This is a genomic window from Streptomyces albiflavescens (assembly GCF_014645835.1).
In the GTDB taxonomy this organism is placed as follows: Bacteria; Actinomycetota; Actinomycetes; order Streptomycetales; family Streptomycetaceae; genus Streptomyces; species Streptomyces albiflavescens.
In genome coordinates, this window is record NZ_BMMM01000005.1 from 474,117 (window position 1) to 490,964 (window position 16,848).

The 16,848-nt window shown below is 69.4% G+C and carries 18 protein-coding genes and 1 pseudogene; 9 read left to right on the top strand and 10 right to left on the bottom strand.

Annotation, left to right across the window (positions count from 1 at the left end):
• Positions 1-8: 8 nt before the first annotated feature.
• The 5 genes from IEY95_RS17345 to IEY95_RS17365 all read right to left on the bottom strand — a co-directional run bounded on the left by IEY95_RS17345 (position 9) and on the right by IEY95_RS17365 (position 4,517).
• Positions 9-1,172 carry an NAD(P)/FAD-dependent oxidoreductase gene (locus tag IEY95_RS17345; RefSeq protein ID WP_189186905.1) on the bottom strand — a complete coding sequence of 388 codons (1,164 nt, stop codon included), beginning with the start codon at positions 1,170-1,172 and terminating at the stop codon, positions 9-11.
• Complete coding sequence (locus IEY95_RS17350) at positions 1,169-1,531, bottom strand: bifunctional 3-phenylpropionate/cinnamic acid dioxygenase ferredoxin subunit (RefSeq protein ID WP_189186906.1); 363 nt, start codon at positions 1,529-1,531, stop codon at positions 1,169-1,171. Before IEY95_RS17350 ends, IEY95_RS17345 begins: the two co-directional genes overlap by 4 nt.
• Positions 1,532-1,747: 216 nt before the next feature.
• Complete coding sequence (locus tag IEY95_RS17355; RefSeq protein WP_189186907.1) at positions 1,748-2,377, bottom strand: MBL fold metallo-hydrolase; 630 nt, start codon at positions 2,375-2,377, stop codon at positions 1,748-1,750.
• A complete protein-coding gene (locus IEY95_RS17360; protein ID WP_189186908.1) occupies positions 2,377-3,462 on the bottom strand; it encodes an S-(hydroxymethyl)mycothiol dehydrogenase in 1,086 nt (361 codons plus the stop codon). Before IEY95_RS17360 ends, IEY95_RS17355 begins: the two co-directional genes overlap by 1 nt.
• A gap of 632 nt (positions 3,463-4,094) precedes the next feature.
• On the bottom strand, positions 4,095-4,517 hold the full coding sequence (locus tag IEY95_RS17365) for an ATP-binding protein (protein ID WP_229703052.1): 423 nt from the start codon (positions 4,515-4,517) through the stop codon (positions 4,095-4,097).
• 590 nt (positions 4,518-5,107) lie between these two features.
• Between IEY95_RS17365 and IEY95_RS17370 the strand changes: the two genes are divergently transcribed.
• A complete protein-coding gene (locus IEY95_RS17370; RefSeq protein WP_189186909.1) occupies positions 5,108-5,476 on the top strand; it encodes a hypothetical protein in 369 nt (122 codons plus the stop codon).
• On the opposite strand, the gene IEY95_RS17375 is transcribed toward IEY95_RS17370, so the two are convergent.
• The 3 genes from IEY95_RS17375 to IEY95_RS49070 all read right to left on the bottom strand — a co-directional run bounded on the left by IEY95_RS17375 (position 5,460) and on the right by IEY95_RS49070 (position 8,027).
• Positions 5,460-6,248 carry an anti-sigma factor family protein gene (locus tag IEY95_RS17375; protein ID WP_189186910.1) on the bottom strand — a complete coding sequence of 263 codons (789 nt, stop codon included), beginning with the start codon at positions 6,246-6,248 and terminating at the stop codon, positions 5,460-5,462. The genes IEY95_RS17370 and IEY95_RS17375 overlap by 17 nt on opposite strands.
• Positions 6,249-6,273: 25 nt before the next feature.
• On the bottom strand, positions 6,274-6,876 hold the full coding sequence (locus IEY95_RS17380; protein WP_189186911.1) for a sigma-70 family RNA polymerase sigma factor: 603 nt from the start codon (positions 6,874-6,876) through the stop codon (positions 6,274-6,276).
• 947 nt (positions 6,877-7,823) lie between these two features.
• Positions 7,824-8,027: a hypothetical protein gene (locus IEY95_RS49070; protein ID WP_229703092.1), complete on the bottom strand. Its 204-nt coding sequence runs from the start codon at positions 8,025-8,027 to the stop codon at positions 7,824-7,826.
• On the opposite strand from IEY95_RS49070, the gene IEY95_RS17385 reads away from it, so the two are divergent.
• The 4 genes from IEY95_RS17385 (at position 8,020) to IEY95_RS17400 (ending at position 10,354) form a co-directional block, all read left to right on the top strand.
• The gene (locus tag IEY95_RS17385) at positions 8,020-8,214 is read left to right on the top strand and encodes a plastocyanin/azurin family copper-binding protein (RefSeq protein ID WP_229703088.1); all 195 of its coding nucleotides are present in this window, start codon (positions 8,020-8,022) and stop codon (positions 8,212-8,214) included. The genes IEY95_RS49070 and IEY95_RS17385 overlap by 8 nt on opposite strands.
• The gene (locus IEY95_RS17390) at positions 8,214-9,215 is read left to right on the top strand and encodes a metallophosphoesterase family protein (protein ID WP_189186912.1); all 1,002 of its coding nucleotides are present in this window, start codon (positions 8,214-8,216) and stop codon (positions 9,213-9,215) included. Before IEY95_RS17385 ends, IEY95_RS17390 begins: the two co-directional genes overlap by 1 nt.
• Complete coding sequence (locus IEY95_RS17395) at positions 9,212-9,667, top strand: hypothetical protein (RefSeq protein ID WP_189186913.1); 456 nt, start codon at positions 9,212-9,214, stop codon at positions 9,665-9,667. The genes IEY95_RS17390 and IEY95_RS17395 overlap by 4 nt, the downstream gene beginning before the upstream one ends.
• 414 nt (positions 9,668-10,081) lie before the next feature.
• Entirely contained in the window at positions 10,082-10,354 is a 273-nt protein-coding gene (locus tag IEY95_RS17400; protein ID WP_189186914.1) for a hypothetical protein, read from the top strand.
• 404 nt (positions 10,355-10,758) lie between these two features.
• Here IEY95_RS17400 and IEY95_RS17405 read toward each other — a convergent pair whose 3' ends face one another.
• Positions 10,759-11,475 carry a hypothetical protein gene (locus IEY95_RS17405; RefSeq protein ID WP_189186915.1) on the bottom strand — a complete coding sequence of 239 codons (717 nt, stop codon included), beginning with the start codon at positions 11,473-11,475 and terminating at the stop codon, positions 10,759-10,761.
• A 605-nt stretch (positions 11,476-12,080) separates the two neighbouring features.
• On the opposite strand from IEY95_RS17405, the gene IEY95_RS49075 reads away from it, so the two are divergent.
• A complete protein-coding gene (locus tag IEY95_RS49075; RefSeq protein ID WP_229703054.1) occupies positions 12,081-12,404 on the top strand; it encodes a hypothetical protein in 324 nt (107 codons plus the stop codon).
• A gap of 1,126 nt (positions 12,405-13,530) precedes the next feature.
• On the opposite strand, the gene IEY95_RS17415 is transcribed toward IEY95_RS49075, so the two are convergent.
• Positions 13,531-14,067, bottom strand: coding sequence for a hypothetical protein (locus IEY95_RS17415; protein ID WP_373294481.1), 537 nt, complete (start codon positions 14,065-14,067; stop codon positions 13,531-13,533).
• A gap of 234 nt (positions 14,068-14,301) precedes the next feature.
• On the opposite strand from IEY95_RS17415, the gene IEY95_RS17420 reads away from it, so the two are divergent.
• The 3 genes and pseudogenes from IEY95_RS17420 to IEY95_RS17430 all read left to right on the top strand — a co-directional run bounded on the left by IEY95_RS17420 (position 14,302) and on the right by IEY95_RS17430 (position 16,835).
• A complete protein-coding gene (locus IEY95_RS17420; protein ID WP_189186916.1) occupies positions 14,302-15,525 on the top strand; it encodes a GNAT family N-acetyltransferase in 1,224 nt (407 codons plus the stop codon).
• Between the two features lie 141 nt (positions 15,526-15,666).
• Positions 15,667-16,118: pseudogene (locus IEY95_RS17425) on the top strand (IS30 family transposase); the annotation flags it as partial.
• Positions 16,119-16,289: 171 nt separating this feature from the next.
• Positions 16,290-16,835, top strand: coding sequence for a P-loop nucleotide/nucleoside kinase family protein (locus IEY95_RS17430; RefSeq protein WP_189186963.1), 546 nt, complete (start codon positions 16,290-16,292; stop codon positions 16,833-16,835).
• Positions 16,836-16,848 lie beyond the last annotated feature (13 nt).

The window sequence follows — 16,848 nt, forward strand, 5'->3', positions numbered from 1 at the left end:
GGGCGGTGTCAAGATGCGGTGGCAGCGAGTTGCTTGCGCCAGCGCATGAACAGCCGCGGCTGGTTCATCCCGAGCACGGCGACCGGGTCCCCGGCCCGCCGGTAGACGGCCAGGACGTCGCGGTCGTCCGCGGCGCCTGCCTCGATGGTGACCGTGTCCGCGCCGGCCGCGTGACCGGCGAACTGGATCTTCACGCCGTACTGGTCGGACCAGAAGTACGGCGGCCGGGGCACACCCGGTTCCACCGCACCGCCCGCCAGCAGCGTGGCGATCGCGGCGTCGGGCCGCTCCCGCGCACCGGTCCAGTGCTCGACGCGGCGATGGAAACCCGCGCGCGGGTCGTACCAGTTGGCGCAGTCGCCGACCGCGACGACACCGGCCAGGCTGGTGCGGCCGTCGGCTCCGCACTTGACGCCGTTGTCGAGAGCGATGCCGGCGCCTTCCAGCCACTCGACGTTCGGGCGGGCGCCCACGCCGACGACGACGATGTCGGCGGGGATGCTGCGGCCGTCCTCCAGCAGGACGGCGTCGACGCGGGTCTCCCCGCTCAGCCCCTTGACGCCCACACCGCACACCAGCCGTACGCCGTGGTCGGCGTGCAGGGCGGAGACGATGGCGCCCATGGTCTCGCCGAGCGGTCCGGCGAGCGGTGTCGGTGCGGCCTCGACGACAGTCACATCGTGCCCGAGGGCGTACGCGGTGGAGGCGACCTCGGCCCCGATGAAGCCTCCGCCGATCACCACCAGGCGTCCGCCGCGGGCCAGTTCGTCCCGAAGGGCGCGGGCGTCGTCCAGGGTGCGCAGGGTGTGCACGCCGACCAGGCCCTCGGAGCCGGGGAGGGTACGCGCCGCAGCACCCGTCGCGATGACGACGCCGTCGGCCCGCACCTCCCGTCCGTCGGCGAGCCACAGGGCACGCGCCGCGTGGTCGAGTCCGGTGGCACGGACGCCGAGCAGCCACTCCGCCGCGAGGTCCTCGTCATCCGTCTCCAGGGCGAGTTCGGCTTCGCCGAGCGTGCCGGCCAGGAACTCCTTGGACAACGGGGGCCTGTCGTAGGGGCGGTGGAGCTCGTCCCCGATGACGACCAGCCGGCCGTCGTAGCCCTGCTTGCGCAGGGAGCGCGCCGCCGACAGTCCGGCCAGCGAGGCGCCGACCACAGCGACCGTCCTCACGCGGGACCCCCGGCGAGCCGGGCCGAGATACAGGGCGGCAGATTGGGCGCCTCGGTGGACAGCCGGACGTAGATCATGCCGTCCTCGACGACGACCTCGTGCGTCCGGACCGGGAGCTTGGCCGGCGGGGCGTCGACCGCGCCGGTCCTCAGGTCGAACTTGGAAGCATGCAGCGGGCATTCCACCTCGCAGCCCTCCAGCCAGCCGTCGGCGAGCGACGCATCCTGGTGGGTGCAGGTGTCGTCGATGGCGAAGAGTTCGCCGTCATCGGTGTGGAACACCGAAACCGGCGGATCATTGTCGAGCCGGTGGGCCTCGCCTCGGGGGAGATCCTCGAGACGGCACGCGGGAATCATCATGACACCTCGGTGCGTATAGCGAAACGGATTGCGGTAAGCGCAACATCAGTCTGAGGTCGCCCAGAACCCTTGTCAAGGTATTCAGAGGGCGCTCTGGGCCGTTGATTTCGTTGCGCGATAAAAAACTCAACTCACATAGAGCAACAGCAGCCCGCCGCGTCGGCTCGCGATGACCGCGAGCCGATGCGGCGGGCGTTCGAGGGACGCCGGTGGGCGTCAGAAACCGCGGTCGATCCACTCCTGGAGGTGCGGGGCCTCGGCGGCGACGCTGGTCGTATCCCCGTGTCCCGTGTGCACGACGGTGTCTCCGGGCAGCGTGAGCAGCCGGTCCCGGATCGACTCGACGATGGTCGGGAAGTGGCTGTACGACCGCCCTGTCGCCCCTGGCCCGCCGGCGAACAGGGTGTCGCCGCTGAAGAGCGCCGTCAGGGCCGGTGCGTACAGGCAGACCGCCCCAGGGGCGTGGCCCGGCGTGTGCAGCACGGTCAGCTCGATACCGGCCACCGTGAGGCCCTGGCCGTCGGTCAGTTCGGCGTCCGGCGCCCTCTCGGGGTGGGTCTGCTTCCACAGCGGCAGGTCGTCGGGGTGCAGGAGGACCGGGGCGCCGGTGCGCTCCGCCAGTTCGGGTGCGGCGTCGATGTGGTCGTTGTGGGCGTGGGTGCACACGATCGCCCGCAGAATGCGCCCGCCGACGGCTTCGGCGATGGCCTCGGCGTCGTGCGCGGCGTCGATGACGATCGCCTCGCTGTCGTCGCCGACGATCCACACGTTGTTGTCGACGTCCCAGGTGCCGCCGTCCAGCGAGAACGTCCCCGAGGTGAGGAGGTGTTCGATGCGGGCGGCCATCAGAGGACCACCACCGAGCGCAGCACGTCGCCGTGGTGCATCCGCTCGAAGGCCTTCTCGACCTCGTCCAGCGCGATGGTCTCCGTGACGAAGGCGTCCAGGTCGAGCCGGCCCTGGAGATAGAGGTCGATGAGCATCGGGAAGTCGCGGGAGGGCAGGCAGTCGCCGTACCAGGAGGACTTCAGCGCGCCGCCACGGCCGAAGACGTCCAGCAGCGGCAGTTCCAGCTTCATCTCCGGGGTCGGTACGCCGACCAGGACCACGGTGCCGGCGAGGTCACGGGCGTAGAAGGCCTGCTTGTACGTCTCCGGGCGGCCGACCGCCTCGATGACGACGTCGGCGCCGTGGCCGCCGGTCAGCTCGCGGATCGCCTCGACCGCGTCGGCGGCCTTGGAGTTGACGGTGTGGGTCGCGCCCAGCTTCGAGGCCGTCTCCAGCTTGCGGTCGTCGATGTCGACCGCGATGACCTTCGCCGCGCCCGCCAGGCTCGCCCCGGCGATCGCCGCGGCCCCGACACCGCCGCAGCCGATGACGGCGACCGAGTCGCCACGGCCGACGTTCCCGGTGTTGATGGCCGCGCCGATGCCCGCCATCACACCACACCCCAGCAGACCGGCGGCGGCCGCCGACGCGGCCGGGTCGACCTTGGTGCACTGCCCGGCCGCGACCAGCGTCTTCTCCGCGAACGCGCCGATGCCCAGGGCAGGCGACAACTCGGTGCCGTCGGTCAGGGTCATCTTCTGCTTCGCGTTGTGGGTGTTGAAGCAGTACCACGACTCTCCGCGCAGACAGGCACGGCACTGGCCGCACACCGCACGCCAGTTGAGGATCACGAAGTCGCCGGGCGCGACATCGGTGACCCCCTCCCCCACCGACTCCACGATCCCCGCGGCCTCGTGGCCCAGCAGGAACGGGAAGTCGTCGTTGATGCCGCCCTCGCGATAGTGCAGATCGGTGTGGCAGACCCCGCAGGCCTCGATCTTCACCAGCGCCTCACCCGGACCCGGGTCAGGCACGATGATCGTTTCCAGGCTGACGGGGGCGCCCTTGCCCCGCGCGACGACAGCACGGACCTGGTGCGTCATGGCCACTCCTCGGCTGGTACGAGACTTGAATCGGATGTTGCTCATTACGGCACACATCTCACGTGCCGCAACACAGCATCGTTGAGTGCCGACCGGGGGTCAAGGAGCGCGACGAGGGTTCCCTCAGCCGGGCGGGAGCGCGGCCGGAGCAGCACGAACGCCCGGCGGGGTCGTGGCCGACCATGTCGGTGCCACGACCCGCCGGGCGCGGGTCCCGCCGCCCTCAGCGAGCGGAAGAGGACTCCGTGGGCTGCATGGATTCCTGGGAGTGTTGTGACTGCTGGGACTGCGTAGCGCCCGTGCCGTCGGCGGCAGTGGCGATACCGCCGCTCTCGCCGCGCGGATCCCGGAATTGCCGGGCAGCTGTCAGGGGCTGTGGCCGCAGCGTCGACACGGCACCGTGTCGTGGTCGGAGTCGCCGTGATCGAGGTCCGGTGGGTGTGCCGCAGACCGCATGGGCAGCTGGGCCGGGCCCGGGCAGCCGTGCATGGGGCATGGCTTGTGGGTCGCGAAGGCCCACTCGGCGGGATCGTCGGGTGAGCCGGCGCCGCAGCCGCCCCCGGTGACGCGTCGCCGTGCTGCGGTGCCGGCCCTGGCAGGGGACCGCAGCTCGTGCGGAACGCCCGGGTCGGTCATGCCGAACACCTCAGGCAGGCGCGGACCTCGCGGCCGCTGCGCGTCTGGTGGACCTCGGTCGACTGGGCGAGGTACTGGACGATGCTGGTGCCGCGGCCGTGTTCGTCGGGGGCGATCTCGGGGCGATGGCGCTCCACGGCCATGCCGGAGTCAGTGACCACGATGTGCAGAGTGCCGTGGTCGAGGACGAGCAGCAGGGTCATGCGCTCGCGCCCGTACTGGGCGGCGTTGGTGGCGAGTTCGTCGACGATGAGGACGGCGGAGTCCCGCTCGCTTGCCGGCACGTTCCAGGTCTCCAGCAGATCGGCCGCGAAGTGGCGGGCGGCGGAGACGTGCGCCTCCTGCGCGGGCAGGGTGAGCAGCGCCTGGTGGCGGCGGGCCTGGCCGAGCAGTGAACTCGGGCGGAGGGAATCGGTCACAAACATGGTCTTCTGTCTCTTCTGTGGATGTGCGGAGACCGGAACGGGGGAGACCGCGAACAACCTCGGGGAGGTTGGTGGGCCGGGTCCTGCATGGGCGCGCTCATTCAGTTCCACGGGCGACGCATGCCGAACGGTTCGAGTTATTCGCACCTTTTGCTCGACTTCTTGCGGGTCACGTCCATGCCGATGGCCTGGCTCAGCCCACTCGCCTCTGCCAGAGCTCGATCGATGCCGTACTCGGCCGGGCAGGGCACCGGCAGCTCGGTCCCCTCGCCCGATCGTCGGTGCATTCACGCATCAAGTCGGCTGAGGAACAGGCCGGTTCGTGGAGCCGGCGGCGAGGGTGAGCAGCTCCCAAAACCGTCGGCGCGCCGCGATAAGGACCTGGGCGCCGGGTCTCCTCCTGGCGGAGGCTGAGGTGGATACCGTCGGCCCCCGCATGGCCGTGCCTGCCCACCCATGTCCGCAGTCGGCGCCCGAGGGGTCCCGGCGCCGGGTGGCCGGCCTGCCACTGCCGAAGCCGCGTGCGGGAGCGGCAGCCCCGCGACCGAGCCGCAGAACTGCCCCGGCGCCGACACCGTCCCCCGATGACAGGCTGTTCGGGCGAAGCGGCCGAAGCACTCGACCGGCCCGGGGACGTGCGGCTCCACAGCGGCCGGATCGCGCGGATGACCCCTTGTCCCCGCCCCTCGACCCGCTGGTCGTACACCCGGACGGCCTTCACCTCGATCAGCCCGGCCGCGATGGTGCCCTTTCCCGGCCGGTGGCAGCCGCTGCGACCAGCCGCCGTCTCCGCGGGCGGGGTGTCGATCAGCCCCTCGGCCACAGAGGCGCCGGTGTCGCCCTCCGGGGCCGCCGCCCTCATCTGCCGGGCGCTCCTGTCGGACGATCTCGCGGATCCCGGAGCCGTACGGCGTGGTGACGTCGGCCGGTTACGCCTCACGCCCGGATGGTGACCAGCTTCTGACCGTTGCCTGCGTGGATCTCAAAGTGCTCGATGTCTCCCGGGGACATGGCGACCGCCCCTGGGATCGTGGTGCCGTGAGGGTACTCGCCTGCCCGCCAGGTGGCGACGTCCGTCCTGGCGCCGCCGGGCCCGACCGCCTGCAGCCGGCAGGTGATTCCGGCGGGCGCGCCCTTGGCGGAGACTTGCAGGACACTGCCCCAGACAGAGGGGTAGACCTTCACCGAGGCGGAGACGCCGGTGGTGGGGTCACTTCCGGAGAAGGTGCGCCAGGCAGTCGGCGCGGTCGGCCCGGGCGGCGTCGCCTGACTGCCCACGGTTCCGACAGCCGCCAGCCATGTGCCGCCGACCGCTGCCGCGATGAACATCAGGGAGGCGGCGGCGCCGGCCAGTTGCAGACGCCAGGTCCTTCGGCGCCGGGCCGCGGCCTGCTGCAGCAGCCTCTCCAGCACACCGGCCTGTGGTGCCTGCGGTACCACAGGCACGGCGGGCCGTGGGGGCGAGGAGCCTTGCGCGCTCTCGGCTGCCCGTGCCACCAGCCGGTCGGCCAGGTCCCCGTCGGCCGTCGGCACCGTCCGGCCCGCGGCTTCGGCAGCGGTCACCGTCGCCAGCAACGCAGGCAGTCCCGCCAGCCGGGCGTGTTCGGCTCGGCACTCATCGCATTCCGCGAGGTGGACGCGCACCTGTTCCATCTCCGCCGAGGGCAGCGTCCGCAGGACGTATCCTCCCAGCGCCAGCCTGAGGGCGTCGTGCTCCGCACTCATGGTCGCCACCTCCTGCACGCCGCGGTCATGGCTCGATTCCCCGTTCCTGCAGCGCCAGTCGCAGGGCATGGAGGGCGTAGTACGTGCGTGACTTCACGGTGCCCAGCGGGATGCCCAGCACCTGTGCGGCCTCCACCATGGTCCGGCCCCTGTAGTAGGTCTCCAGCAGCACCGCGCGGTGGTCCGGGGACAGTGTCCGGACGGCGTCGGCAACCGCCCAGCTCTGCAGTGCCTGCTCGATCTCGTCCTCGCCCGGTGTCTGCTCGGCGGCTCGCTCCAGCACGTCGCCGCCGACCTCGGCCGGCCTGGCCTGCCGGGCCCGGTGGGCGTCGATGACCAGATGCCGGGCGACCGTACACAGCCATGCCCGGGCCGGGCCGCGTGCGGGGTCGAACGCGGCGGGATGCTGCCACGCTCGCAGCAGCGTCTCCTGCACCACATCCTCCGCCCATTGCCGATCTCCTGAGGTCAGTCGCAGCGCGTAGTGGAACAGGGGCCCTGCGTGCTCCGCGTAAAGGGTCCGCAGCAGTTCCTCATCCGCGGTCGAAAGGGTCCCTTTACCAGAGACACGGTGCGCGGAGCGATCCGGATCGGTCCTTGGACCACGTTTTCGGGGACTCCAGGACATAAGACGATCATCGCGCATATGTACTGCTTTGTCCTCCAACGCACGGCGCGATGCGGGTGACACTCTGCGAGCGCCGCGGGCGGCACTCCGTGCGAGGCCTCACGACACCGCCAGGATCATGCGCGCCCAGCACCTGGGGGAGAGACGGGGTGATCTGGGGGCGATGCCGAGAATTCCCATAAAAAGTTCATATAGGTCGAACCGTGGGGGCCCTGTCGCCCGTGGAGCCACACGAGAGCCACACGAGAGCCAACTTACGCGCACTTGCTCATCGATTCCCCACGCGACAAAGGACGGATCAGAGGTGACGGAGATACACCACGCGACGCACGCGCTCCTGGCGCCGACCACGCTCGCCCCACCCCCGCGCATCGAAGCCGGTGCCACCGCGCAGCCCCGACCCGTGCCCAGCGCACACCACGGCGACCGCTCTGCGCAGCGCTCGACGCGTACAGCGACCGAGAGCCGCGCAACCACCAGGGCGGAACTCCACCCGGCCCAGGGTGCGCACGACCCGTACGGGCACAGCCTGGCCCGCGACGAGTCACTCGCGCCCCCTCCCCCCGCATGGGGAACTGCCGTACGCCGCCTGCACCTTCGCGGCATGCAAGGGCGGATGCGCGGGGCACGTCGAGGCGAGCGGCCGGCATGCAGCATCACTGCTCGTTCGCCGGGGCCGCGAGGGGCCTGCGGCCATGAACACGGCATCCACCACACATCCCTGCGGTTGCCTACGCCCAGCCGGCGCAGTCCCCGTCTCCGCCTGACCAGTGAGGAACGGACACCATGTACCTGAACCTTCGCACACCCGGCCGGCGATCACGGGCTGCGGCCGGACTGGCCGTCGCCACCGTCGCCACCGCCGGCGCGCTGGGGCTCGTCAGCTCATGCGGCCAGTCCTCGCATTCCTCGTCCACCGGAGCCGGCGTCATCACACCCGGTCCGGGTCAGCGCCGGACGGCCGGGATGCCCGGTGCCACGGGGCCGGGGAACACGGCGGGCTCCACTCCGGGTGCCTCGCCGATGCCCAGCATGAGCATGCCCATGAGCCCCTCGGCCACCGGCGCGCCGGCCGCGCCGGTGGCCGGGAACGCCGTGGCGATCAAGAACTTCGCATTCTCCCCGGCCACGCTGAAGGTCACAGTGGGCACGACTGTGACCTGGACCAATCAGGACACCGACGCCCACACCGTCACCAGTGCCGGATCGGGCGGCTCGCTGCATTCCGCCGCCATGGCCACCCATGCCACCTACAGCTACACGTTCAGCAAGCCAGGCACCTACGCCTACCTCTGCGCTATCCATCCGTTCATGACCGGCACCGTGGAGGTGGCCTGATGACCGACTACTACGACAGTCACGACGGAGCACCGGCCGACGACGCCGGTCGACCCCATACGGAACACGGTATGACGAGGCGCCAACTACTGCGGCACGCAGGGTGGTTCGGCGGCGCGGTGGTGCTGACCGTGGCCAGTGGAGAGGTGATCAGCCACATCGCGGACTCCCGGGACACCAATGCCGGGACCGCCGCCGAGGCCGCCGCAGCGGGAAGCGGCGCGCTGCGGTTCGTGCAGGTCTCCGACAGCCATATCGGGTTCCAGGGCCCGGCGAACATGGACGTGGCCGGCTCATTCACCGAAGCGATCAACCAGGTCAACTCACTCGGATTCAGACCGGACTTCGTCATGCACAGCGGCGACCTCACCCATCTGTCCACGACCGGGCAGTTCGACCAGGTCAAGCAGATGATGGCCGGAATGAAGACGGACCGCGTCTTCACCGTACCGGGCGAGCACGACTCCATCGGCGATGCGGGCCGCGCCTACCGGCGGACCTTCGGCATGGGCACGCTCGGCGACGGCTGGTACAGCTTCGACACCCACGGCGTGCACTTCATCGCCCTGGTCAACACCCTGAGACTGGAAAAGCTCGGCCACCTCGGCAACGACCAGATCGACTTCGTTCGCAAGGACGTCGCCGGACTGTCGTCGGACACCCCCATCGTGGTCTTCAGCCACATCCCGCTGTTCGCCATGTATCCGCAGTGGGGCTGGAGCACCGACGACGCCCTCAAGGTCATCGCCCTCCTGCGCCGTTTTTCCTCCGTCACCTGCCTCAACGGGCACGTCCACCAGCTGTTCACCAAGACAGAGGGCAACATCACCTTCCACTCCGCCACCACCACCGCGTACCCCCTGCCCAAACCGGGCCGTGCCCTCGCCCCCACCCCGCAGGTCGTCCCCGCCCGGCAGCTCAAAGGCGCACTCGGCATCCGCAGCGTCGGCTACCGCCAAGGCGACCGCGAACTGGCCATCAGGGATCAGAGGCTGGCATGAACGCCCGAAGACTCCTCGCCCCCGCCCTGCGGTCGGCGACCGCCGCAACCCTCGCCGCCGGCGGATACATCCACGCCCAGCTCTACGTCGACGAGTACCGCTTCGTCCACATCATCGGCCCCCTGTTCCTCCTCCAGGCCGCCGCTTCCTTCGCCCTCGCCACCCTGCTGCTGGTGGGGACACCACCCCTGCTGCTGACGGCCGCCGCGGCAGGCGTCGCGCTCGGCGCCCTCGGCGGCTTCACCGCCTCACGCACCGTAGGCGTGTTCGGATTCGCCGAGCACGGTCTGCAGCCTGCGCCACAAGCCGTCCTCAGCCTCCTCGCCGAAACCGGCACGGTGCTGCTCCTCGCGATCTGGCAGATGACCCTGATCAGACAACACCGCGCCGCCCGACCACCCGTCAGGCCCCCCAACTGGAACCGGGCCACCACCCGCACACCACCCGTCTGAACCACCACCGTGAATCCGCCGAGATGCCGGCGTCCGGGCCCGGGTGCGGCGGGACCGGCAAAGCCACACACCGCCGCACGAGCCACCACGACAGGACGACAAGGCAGCGCAGGGCGACCGCGCGGTACTCACCGGTTGCCAGGACTTCGTGTCGGCCCAGGCACGGCACGCCCTGCTGCGTGCCGACGCCCCCTCGCTCGGACTGACCACCATCTGCCACACGCTGCCCGAGCAGACGGTGAACTCCCGGACGTGCCGCGGCTGCAGCCACATCCCGCACGCGGACACCGACATCGTCGAGAGGCGAGCCGGCCGCATCGCTCGCGGCATCGGCTTCGCCGCCGAACGCACCATCGACCTCACCGGCGCTGTCTGCGCCGCATGCCACCCTTCCCGGAACCAAGGAGATCTCCCATGTACCTGGAACCGCGCCCAGGAATCGCCTGGCCCGGCCCGCACCTCCGCGAACTGAGGGACCTCGTGCGCGTCCTGCTCGGCCTGGACGACGACACGGCCGTCATGATCCGCCAACTCGCCTGTGGCGAACTCGGCTACCCACCGCTGGAAACCGTCGTCGAGGTGCTGCCCATGGACGGCAAGGCCCGACGCTGGACACTCCACGGCCCCGCCGACCAGATCACCGAGAACGACCTCCGGGCCACCCTGCTCCACCACCGGCCGAGCTGACCGGAACCTGGCCTGACCGCCCCTGAACCCCGAGAACTGCGCGTCGCGCGTCGCCCGAAGCTGACCGCGTCCCGTTGCACAGGTGCAACTCCGAACGAAGCTGCGCCCCGATCTGTCGGCCGCTGGGCGAGAGGTCGGGGTGCTGTCATGACAGCTGGACGCGTTGACGTAGCGGCGGACAGTGATCGCCATGACCGACTCCGTGAAGAAGAAGACGATGGGCGCGCCTTCAACATCGGGGCTGATGTTGGTCGTCACACGGGCGAACCTGTCTCCGCGACCGAATCCCCGCTGGGTCGGGGCGCAGCTGCCGGGTCCGCCCACAGCCCGCCGAGGGGAGCAAATGGCGAAGGGCCCCGCAAGCTTGCCTGCGGGGCCCTTGGTTCATGTCGAACCGGGTCCTGTTAGGCGGCCTTCTCGACCTTGGTGACCTGCGCCTCCATGACAGCGGCCGGCACCTCTGGCGCCTTTCCGCCCAGGGCGTTCATCGCGTAGAAGACGACCAGGGTCGAGCCGCTGCGCACGACGGAGTAGGTCACCGGGATCTTGTCGCCGTCGATGTCACTGGTCATCGTGTACGACACCGCCTCGTCACCGAAGTCAGGAGCCTTGAGGGGCTTGACGCCGGTGTACTGGTAGTCGGTGTGCTCGTAGGAGTTGCACTTCTCGCTCTGGGTCCGCAGGTCGGCGACCACCTTCTTGGCGTCCGCTTCCTTGTGCGCGAGCAGACCCATCCGCAGCAGCGTGCCGTCGGTGCGCTCCAGGCTGGTCAGCGAACGGGACACACGGGCCGTGGCGTTGGGCTCGGTGCCGAGCAGGAACATGTCGGCGATGGCCTGGCAGGTGGCGGGCTTCGCGGGCACGCTCACCTCCGGGATCTCATCGTCGGGTGTGTCGCCGACGCGGTAGCCCTTCACGTCCGCCTTGGTGATCGCAGCCTTCGTCAACTGCGCCTCGGTGAGCGGCTTCAGGGCCTCCTGGGCGGCGGGCGATGCCTTGGCGGCAGGCTTCTTCGACCCGCTGCTCTTGTCGTCGGTGTCCTGCCCACCGCATGCGGCCGTCGCGGTGAGCGCCGCCGTCACACCGATGCCGACCACGACGCGTCCCAGAGCTGACTTCACGTTGGTTCCCACCCTTATGTATCCATGGACGCGTCCACGATGCCGGTCGCGCCGAGCCGACATCAAAGCCCACAACCTGCAGGCTTTACCAGCCCGTTAGTGTCTCTTGGCGTAACGATTGGAGATCAACGATTTGGTTGTACAGAGCGAAAGTGGCACTCGACACACCCCAGCGCCCCGACGATTGAGAGACGCCCACGGACATCGCGGCGGGCGTCCCCGCCGTTGCCCTCGCTGCACTTGCTGCTCTACAGCGTGGAGCGATGGAGGCTGGGCTGGTGGGTGGGTCTAGGCTGCGCGCATGCTCGCTGTTTGGCGGCGCCGCGAGGCGGGCTGTGGTGATGGGCGAGGCGCCGGTGCGTGGTGGCGGGGTGTGCAAGCGATGGTCGCGCCTGCAGCGACAGTCGACTGCACCGGGAGCGGGCCGGGTTGGTGGAGCAGGGCCGGTGAGTCCCCAAACGCGCCGAGGGCCCGAGTGTTGATGCGACAGGCGGATGAGCTGCCGATGCCGCCATCCGCGTGACGTGGGGCCCGTCCCGCAACCATCCCCTGCTCGGACCGACTCCTGGCATGCAGAACCGATACCTCTCACGTAAGGAATCGTTGTGACTGCCTCAGCCTTCGAGTCCGGCACCGCACAGACCTTCACCGCCTCCTCCGCCCACAACGAGCCCAGCTCCACCGGGTGGGATCCCGCCCCGCACGCCACGACGGACGACCACCTCCTGCCACCACCGAATCCCGCCCAGCGCCTGCACACCGCAATCGGCCCGCGCGACCGAAGGCGCCTGGACCTCAATGCCGCCCTCACCACGGCTGGCGTCCCTCCCCGGCTCGAAGACCGCGAAGCCATCGATCAGCTCAGCGCCCTGCCCGACAGCATCAACGCCACCATCCAGCGCTGGATCCGCCACACCACACGGGCCTGATCCACCGCCCAATAGATCAACGTCCGCAAGCAGGACGCTGCGGGGTGAACGCCACGCGCGGCCGCACTCTGCTGTGGTGGAAGTGGCCCCACCCTGGGGCTCAGAAGAACAGGTTGCCGACCACGTGCGGCGAACGGCGCTCAGCCTGACGGCCGACGAAGTCGGTGCTGCAGAAACGGAACCCGCTGCCGCGGCGGCGGTCCTGAACCCAGCCGAACAAGGCCCGACAGCTGCCCGGACAGTCCACCGCAGCGGCGTAGCACGGGGAGCCACGGGGGTGCGTTGGGCGTCGAATGCGTCGTCATCCGCCGGCGTCCCGCCACTGACGGGCCACCTACGCCCATTTGGGTGGGAACTCGATGAAACCGCATGCCGCGCTCCAAGGCGAGCCATGGTCTCTTCAGAGTAAAGGGACTCGAAGAGGGGATAGGGCATTGCAATTGAGGCGTACCGGAATGGTCATGGGCACAGCCGCGCTCACCATGCTGGCAATTCCGACCAACGCTCACGCAGTAGGGATCGCCTGTGGCGGGGGTGTATCGACCGGCCGTGTAGCCGTCAATGGCTGCATCAGCGCTCAGCGGGGATCTGTCGGCGCCTTCCCCTCACGGGAGATGACGGCGTACATCAAGGCACGCAACACGGGAACAAAGGGACTGAATGTCTCTTACGAAGCATTTTCGCGTCCCGATGGTGGTTCCTGGGCGAAAGTTGGCACCGGTCGCGCCTACGTCGGGGCGGGTCAGGAGATCGGCCCTGTCGAAGTGGGAAGCACGACCCGCGTATGCGCCCCCGTGAGGGTCGAGATCCGAGTGCATGCTCGGGCCGACGGCGCTGCGTGGAGCGGCTGGTCTCCCGCGTCCACGAAGCAATGCCAGACCTGAGCAGCTGTCTTTCATCCCGGCGCCTGAGGGGAACCACGCATCGGGGCGAGGGCGTCACGTGATCGTGACGATGTGCCACGGCGGCATCAGCGCCTCCGCGTGCGCAGGTCAGAGTGGCGGCGTCCGCTGCGCGGTCACGTGCACCTTGGCCGGAACACATGACCAGACGGCGGCCACCCGCACGTCCGCTGAACAGCACAACCAGAGATCAAGATTCGAGTGTTCGGATGCTGCAAGGCAGCTCAGGCGGCAACCAGTGAGGCGTTGATCCGACTGACGGCACGCAGGATCTCGTCTCGGTTCTTCGCTCGCTTGATCCATGCCGGAAGGCGGGCCACCAAAGTCATCTGCTGTCCGGTGTCGTACCAGGGCGCTCGTTCCCGCAGCGATGCTTGGACGAAACGGCGGATCAGGTCGAGATGTTCGAGGTTGTACGCCCACAACCATCCATGCCGGGTCTCCACCTGTAGCCACAGCGGCATACCGAAGTACGGATCCGTCGCGGGTTGAGCTGTGCCACGGGAGAGCGCGACAAGACGGCCGCTCCACACCCGTGACAGTCCGCAACCACGGCAGACCAGACGCCGCGGCCGGAACAGTGTCCGAGCTCCGCGACCGGGGTCTTCGGGTGCTGGAATGACGCGTGCGGCCTTCGCGCAGCCGGGGCATCGCACCATGATTGAGCTGATGAAGTCGTACTCGGTGCTGCGCGGATCCCGGAACCGGCGGGAGAACAAGGCCATGCGGCGAGTATGCAACTGCCCCGCAAACCAGCGCATCCCGATTCGATCGCTCAGCTCAGGCCCGCCGGCCACCCTGCCAGTGGCATTTCCTTGTGGACGCCTTCTGCAACCATCCGCTCCGCCACCCCCGGGACCGCGCTGGGACCGGGCGCTGCTGTGACCGGCCGCGGGCCCGGCCATAATTCGTTTGACCCAACCAGGGGTCGACGCCGCATTGTGGCGCGACACCGCAAGTCGTGGTGCCGGCATCCTGGGGAGGCAGCGGCAGCAATGGAGATACGTCCCACGACCGACCAGGACCTCGAGGTCTTCGTCGACACACTCCATGCCGCGTTCGGACGCTTCCCGGAATCCCCGACCGAGGGCGGCGGCGGGGTCTTCTGGTCGGCGTTCGAAATGGACCGCAACCTGCTCGCCGTGACGGCGGACGGGCGGTCCGTCGGCACCGCCGGTGCGTACTCCTTCGAGCTCACCCTGCCCGGTGAGATCCTCGTCCCGGCCCCCGGGGTGACCGCCGTCGGCGTCCTGCCCTCGCACCGACGCCAGGGCGTGGCCAGCGCGATGATGCGACATCAGCTCACCGAGCTGCGGGCCCGAGGGGAGCTGCTCTCCGTACTGCTGGCGTCCGAGGCCCTGATCTACCGCAGGTTCGGCTATGGACCGGCGACGTACACGCAGCGGCTGACGGTGCCGCGCCACCAGGCCGCCTTCGCCCTCCCGCGGGCACGCGGAACGGGCGAGGCCCCGGCGACCAGCTCGATCGAGCTGCTGCGGCGTGCCGAGTGCGGCGAGATCCTGGAAGAGGTCTACGACCGGTACCGCCGCGCACAGCCCGGCGCGGTGTCCCGGCCGCACCGCTGGTGGGCCCTGGGCGCGGGGCAGCCTCCGGTCTCTCCGGCGCCGCGCTACATCGCAGTCCACCGTGACGCCGACGGCGTCCCGGACGGGTACGCCAGCTACTCGATCGGCGAGTCCCCGACACTGACGGTCGACGAGACCATCGCCATCGACGACGCCGTCTACACGGCTCTGGCCCGGTTCCTGCTGGAACACGACCTGGTCACTCAGGTCGTGTTCCAGCAGGTCCCGCCCGACCACCCGCTGCGCTGGCAGCTCGCGGACTTCCGCGCCGCCCAGGTGAACGACGACACCGACTGGCTCTGGGTACGGCTGCTGGACGTCCCGCGTGCGCTGACCACGCGCGGCTGGTTCACGGACGGCGAGCTCGTCCTCGACGTCGACGACCCGTTCCTCGGCGAGCACGGCCGCTACCTGCTCACCGTCCGGGACGGGAAGGCCGACTGCGTCCCGACGGACCGGGAGCCCGACCTGTCCCTTGACGTGAGCGACCTGGGCTCGGTCTACCTCGGCGGCACCGCCCCGAGCACGCTCGTACGTGCCGGACACATCCGGGCCCACCGCCTGGGCGCGGCCACCCTCGCCGACGCCCTCTTCCGCGGCGAGCGCTCCCCGCACTGCCTGCACTGGTTCTGACCGCGCGCTCGTCGGCGGTACCCGCTGGGAAACGGAAGTTCCCCTCCACCGCCGTCTTCAGCAGGAACGGCTGGGCCACGATGGCTCGTACGAAGGGGTCGAAGTCGGCGAACAGCAGCCGCGGGAGCTCCAGACGAGGGGGGCGACCTCATCGTCGGCCAGGGCAACAGATCGGCCATCGGCACCCTCGTCGACCGCACCACCCGCTACGTCAAGCTCCTACACCTGCCGGACGGACGGGAGCCGAGCACGTCCGCGACGCCCTCTTGCACGCCTTCGCGAGCCTGCTCGCCGAGCTCGCCCGCTCACTGACCTGGGATCAGGGAAGCGAGATGGGCCGACACGACGAGTTCACCCGCGCCACCAACATCCCGGTCTACTTCTTCGATCCGGCCAGTCCCTGGCAGCGCGGCTCGAACGAAAACACCAACGGCCTGCTGCGCCAGTACTTCCCGAAGGGCACCGACCTGTCGCTCTACAGCACCGAAGCCCTCGCCTACATCGCCGCCGAACTCAACGGCCGTCCCCGCAAGGTCCTTGGATGGCAAACGCCCGAGGAGCTCTTCGCTCAGCCCCTCGCCACAATCGAGTGATTCACGAGTTGCGATGATCAGGCGAATCCGCCCAGTGGGATTCGGCACTACTTGGCGATCTTTCGGGCATGATCCGCCAATGGAATTTGGCCCCACCCAAGTCGCCCGGCATGCTGATTCGATATGCCGGGCGCGACACGCGGGCACGGCGACGGGGCGGGGAGGATCGCGTTGATCGTCTGGGTGAACGGTGCGTTCGGCAGCGGGAAGAGCACCCTGGTGGACGAGTTGCGTCCGCGCTGGCCCGAGGCGCTCGTCTATGACCCGGAGATGGTCGGCTATGTGCTGCGGGAGATCGTGGAGGTGCCGACCGGCGACTTCCAGGATCTCAGGCTGTGGCGTCGGCAAGTCGCCGACCTGGCGGTGGGTCTGGTCGAGGAGTACCACCGCCCGGTTCTGGTCCCCATGACCTTGGTCAACCCCGGGTATGTCGGTGAGATCTTCAACGCGTTGAAGGAGGCGGGCATCACCCTCCACCACTTCTTCCTCAAGGTCTCCCGAGAGGCCCTGGAAAAGCGGATCGACGGACGAAACTTCACCCCGGATGACCCCGAGCAGGACGAGCGGGTCCGACGCTGGTGCAGGGACAGGATCGAACCGTGCATGGCCGCAGCCGACACCCTGCCCAGCGACACGGTGTTCCTGGACGGCGAACTGTCGCCGCAGGAGTTGGCCGGGCAGGTGCTGAACCGTGTCGGCGCAGGCCCGGGCCGGTAGGGCATCCGGTGCG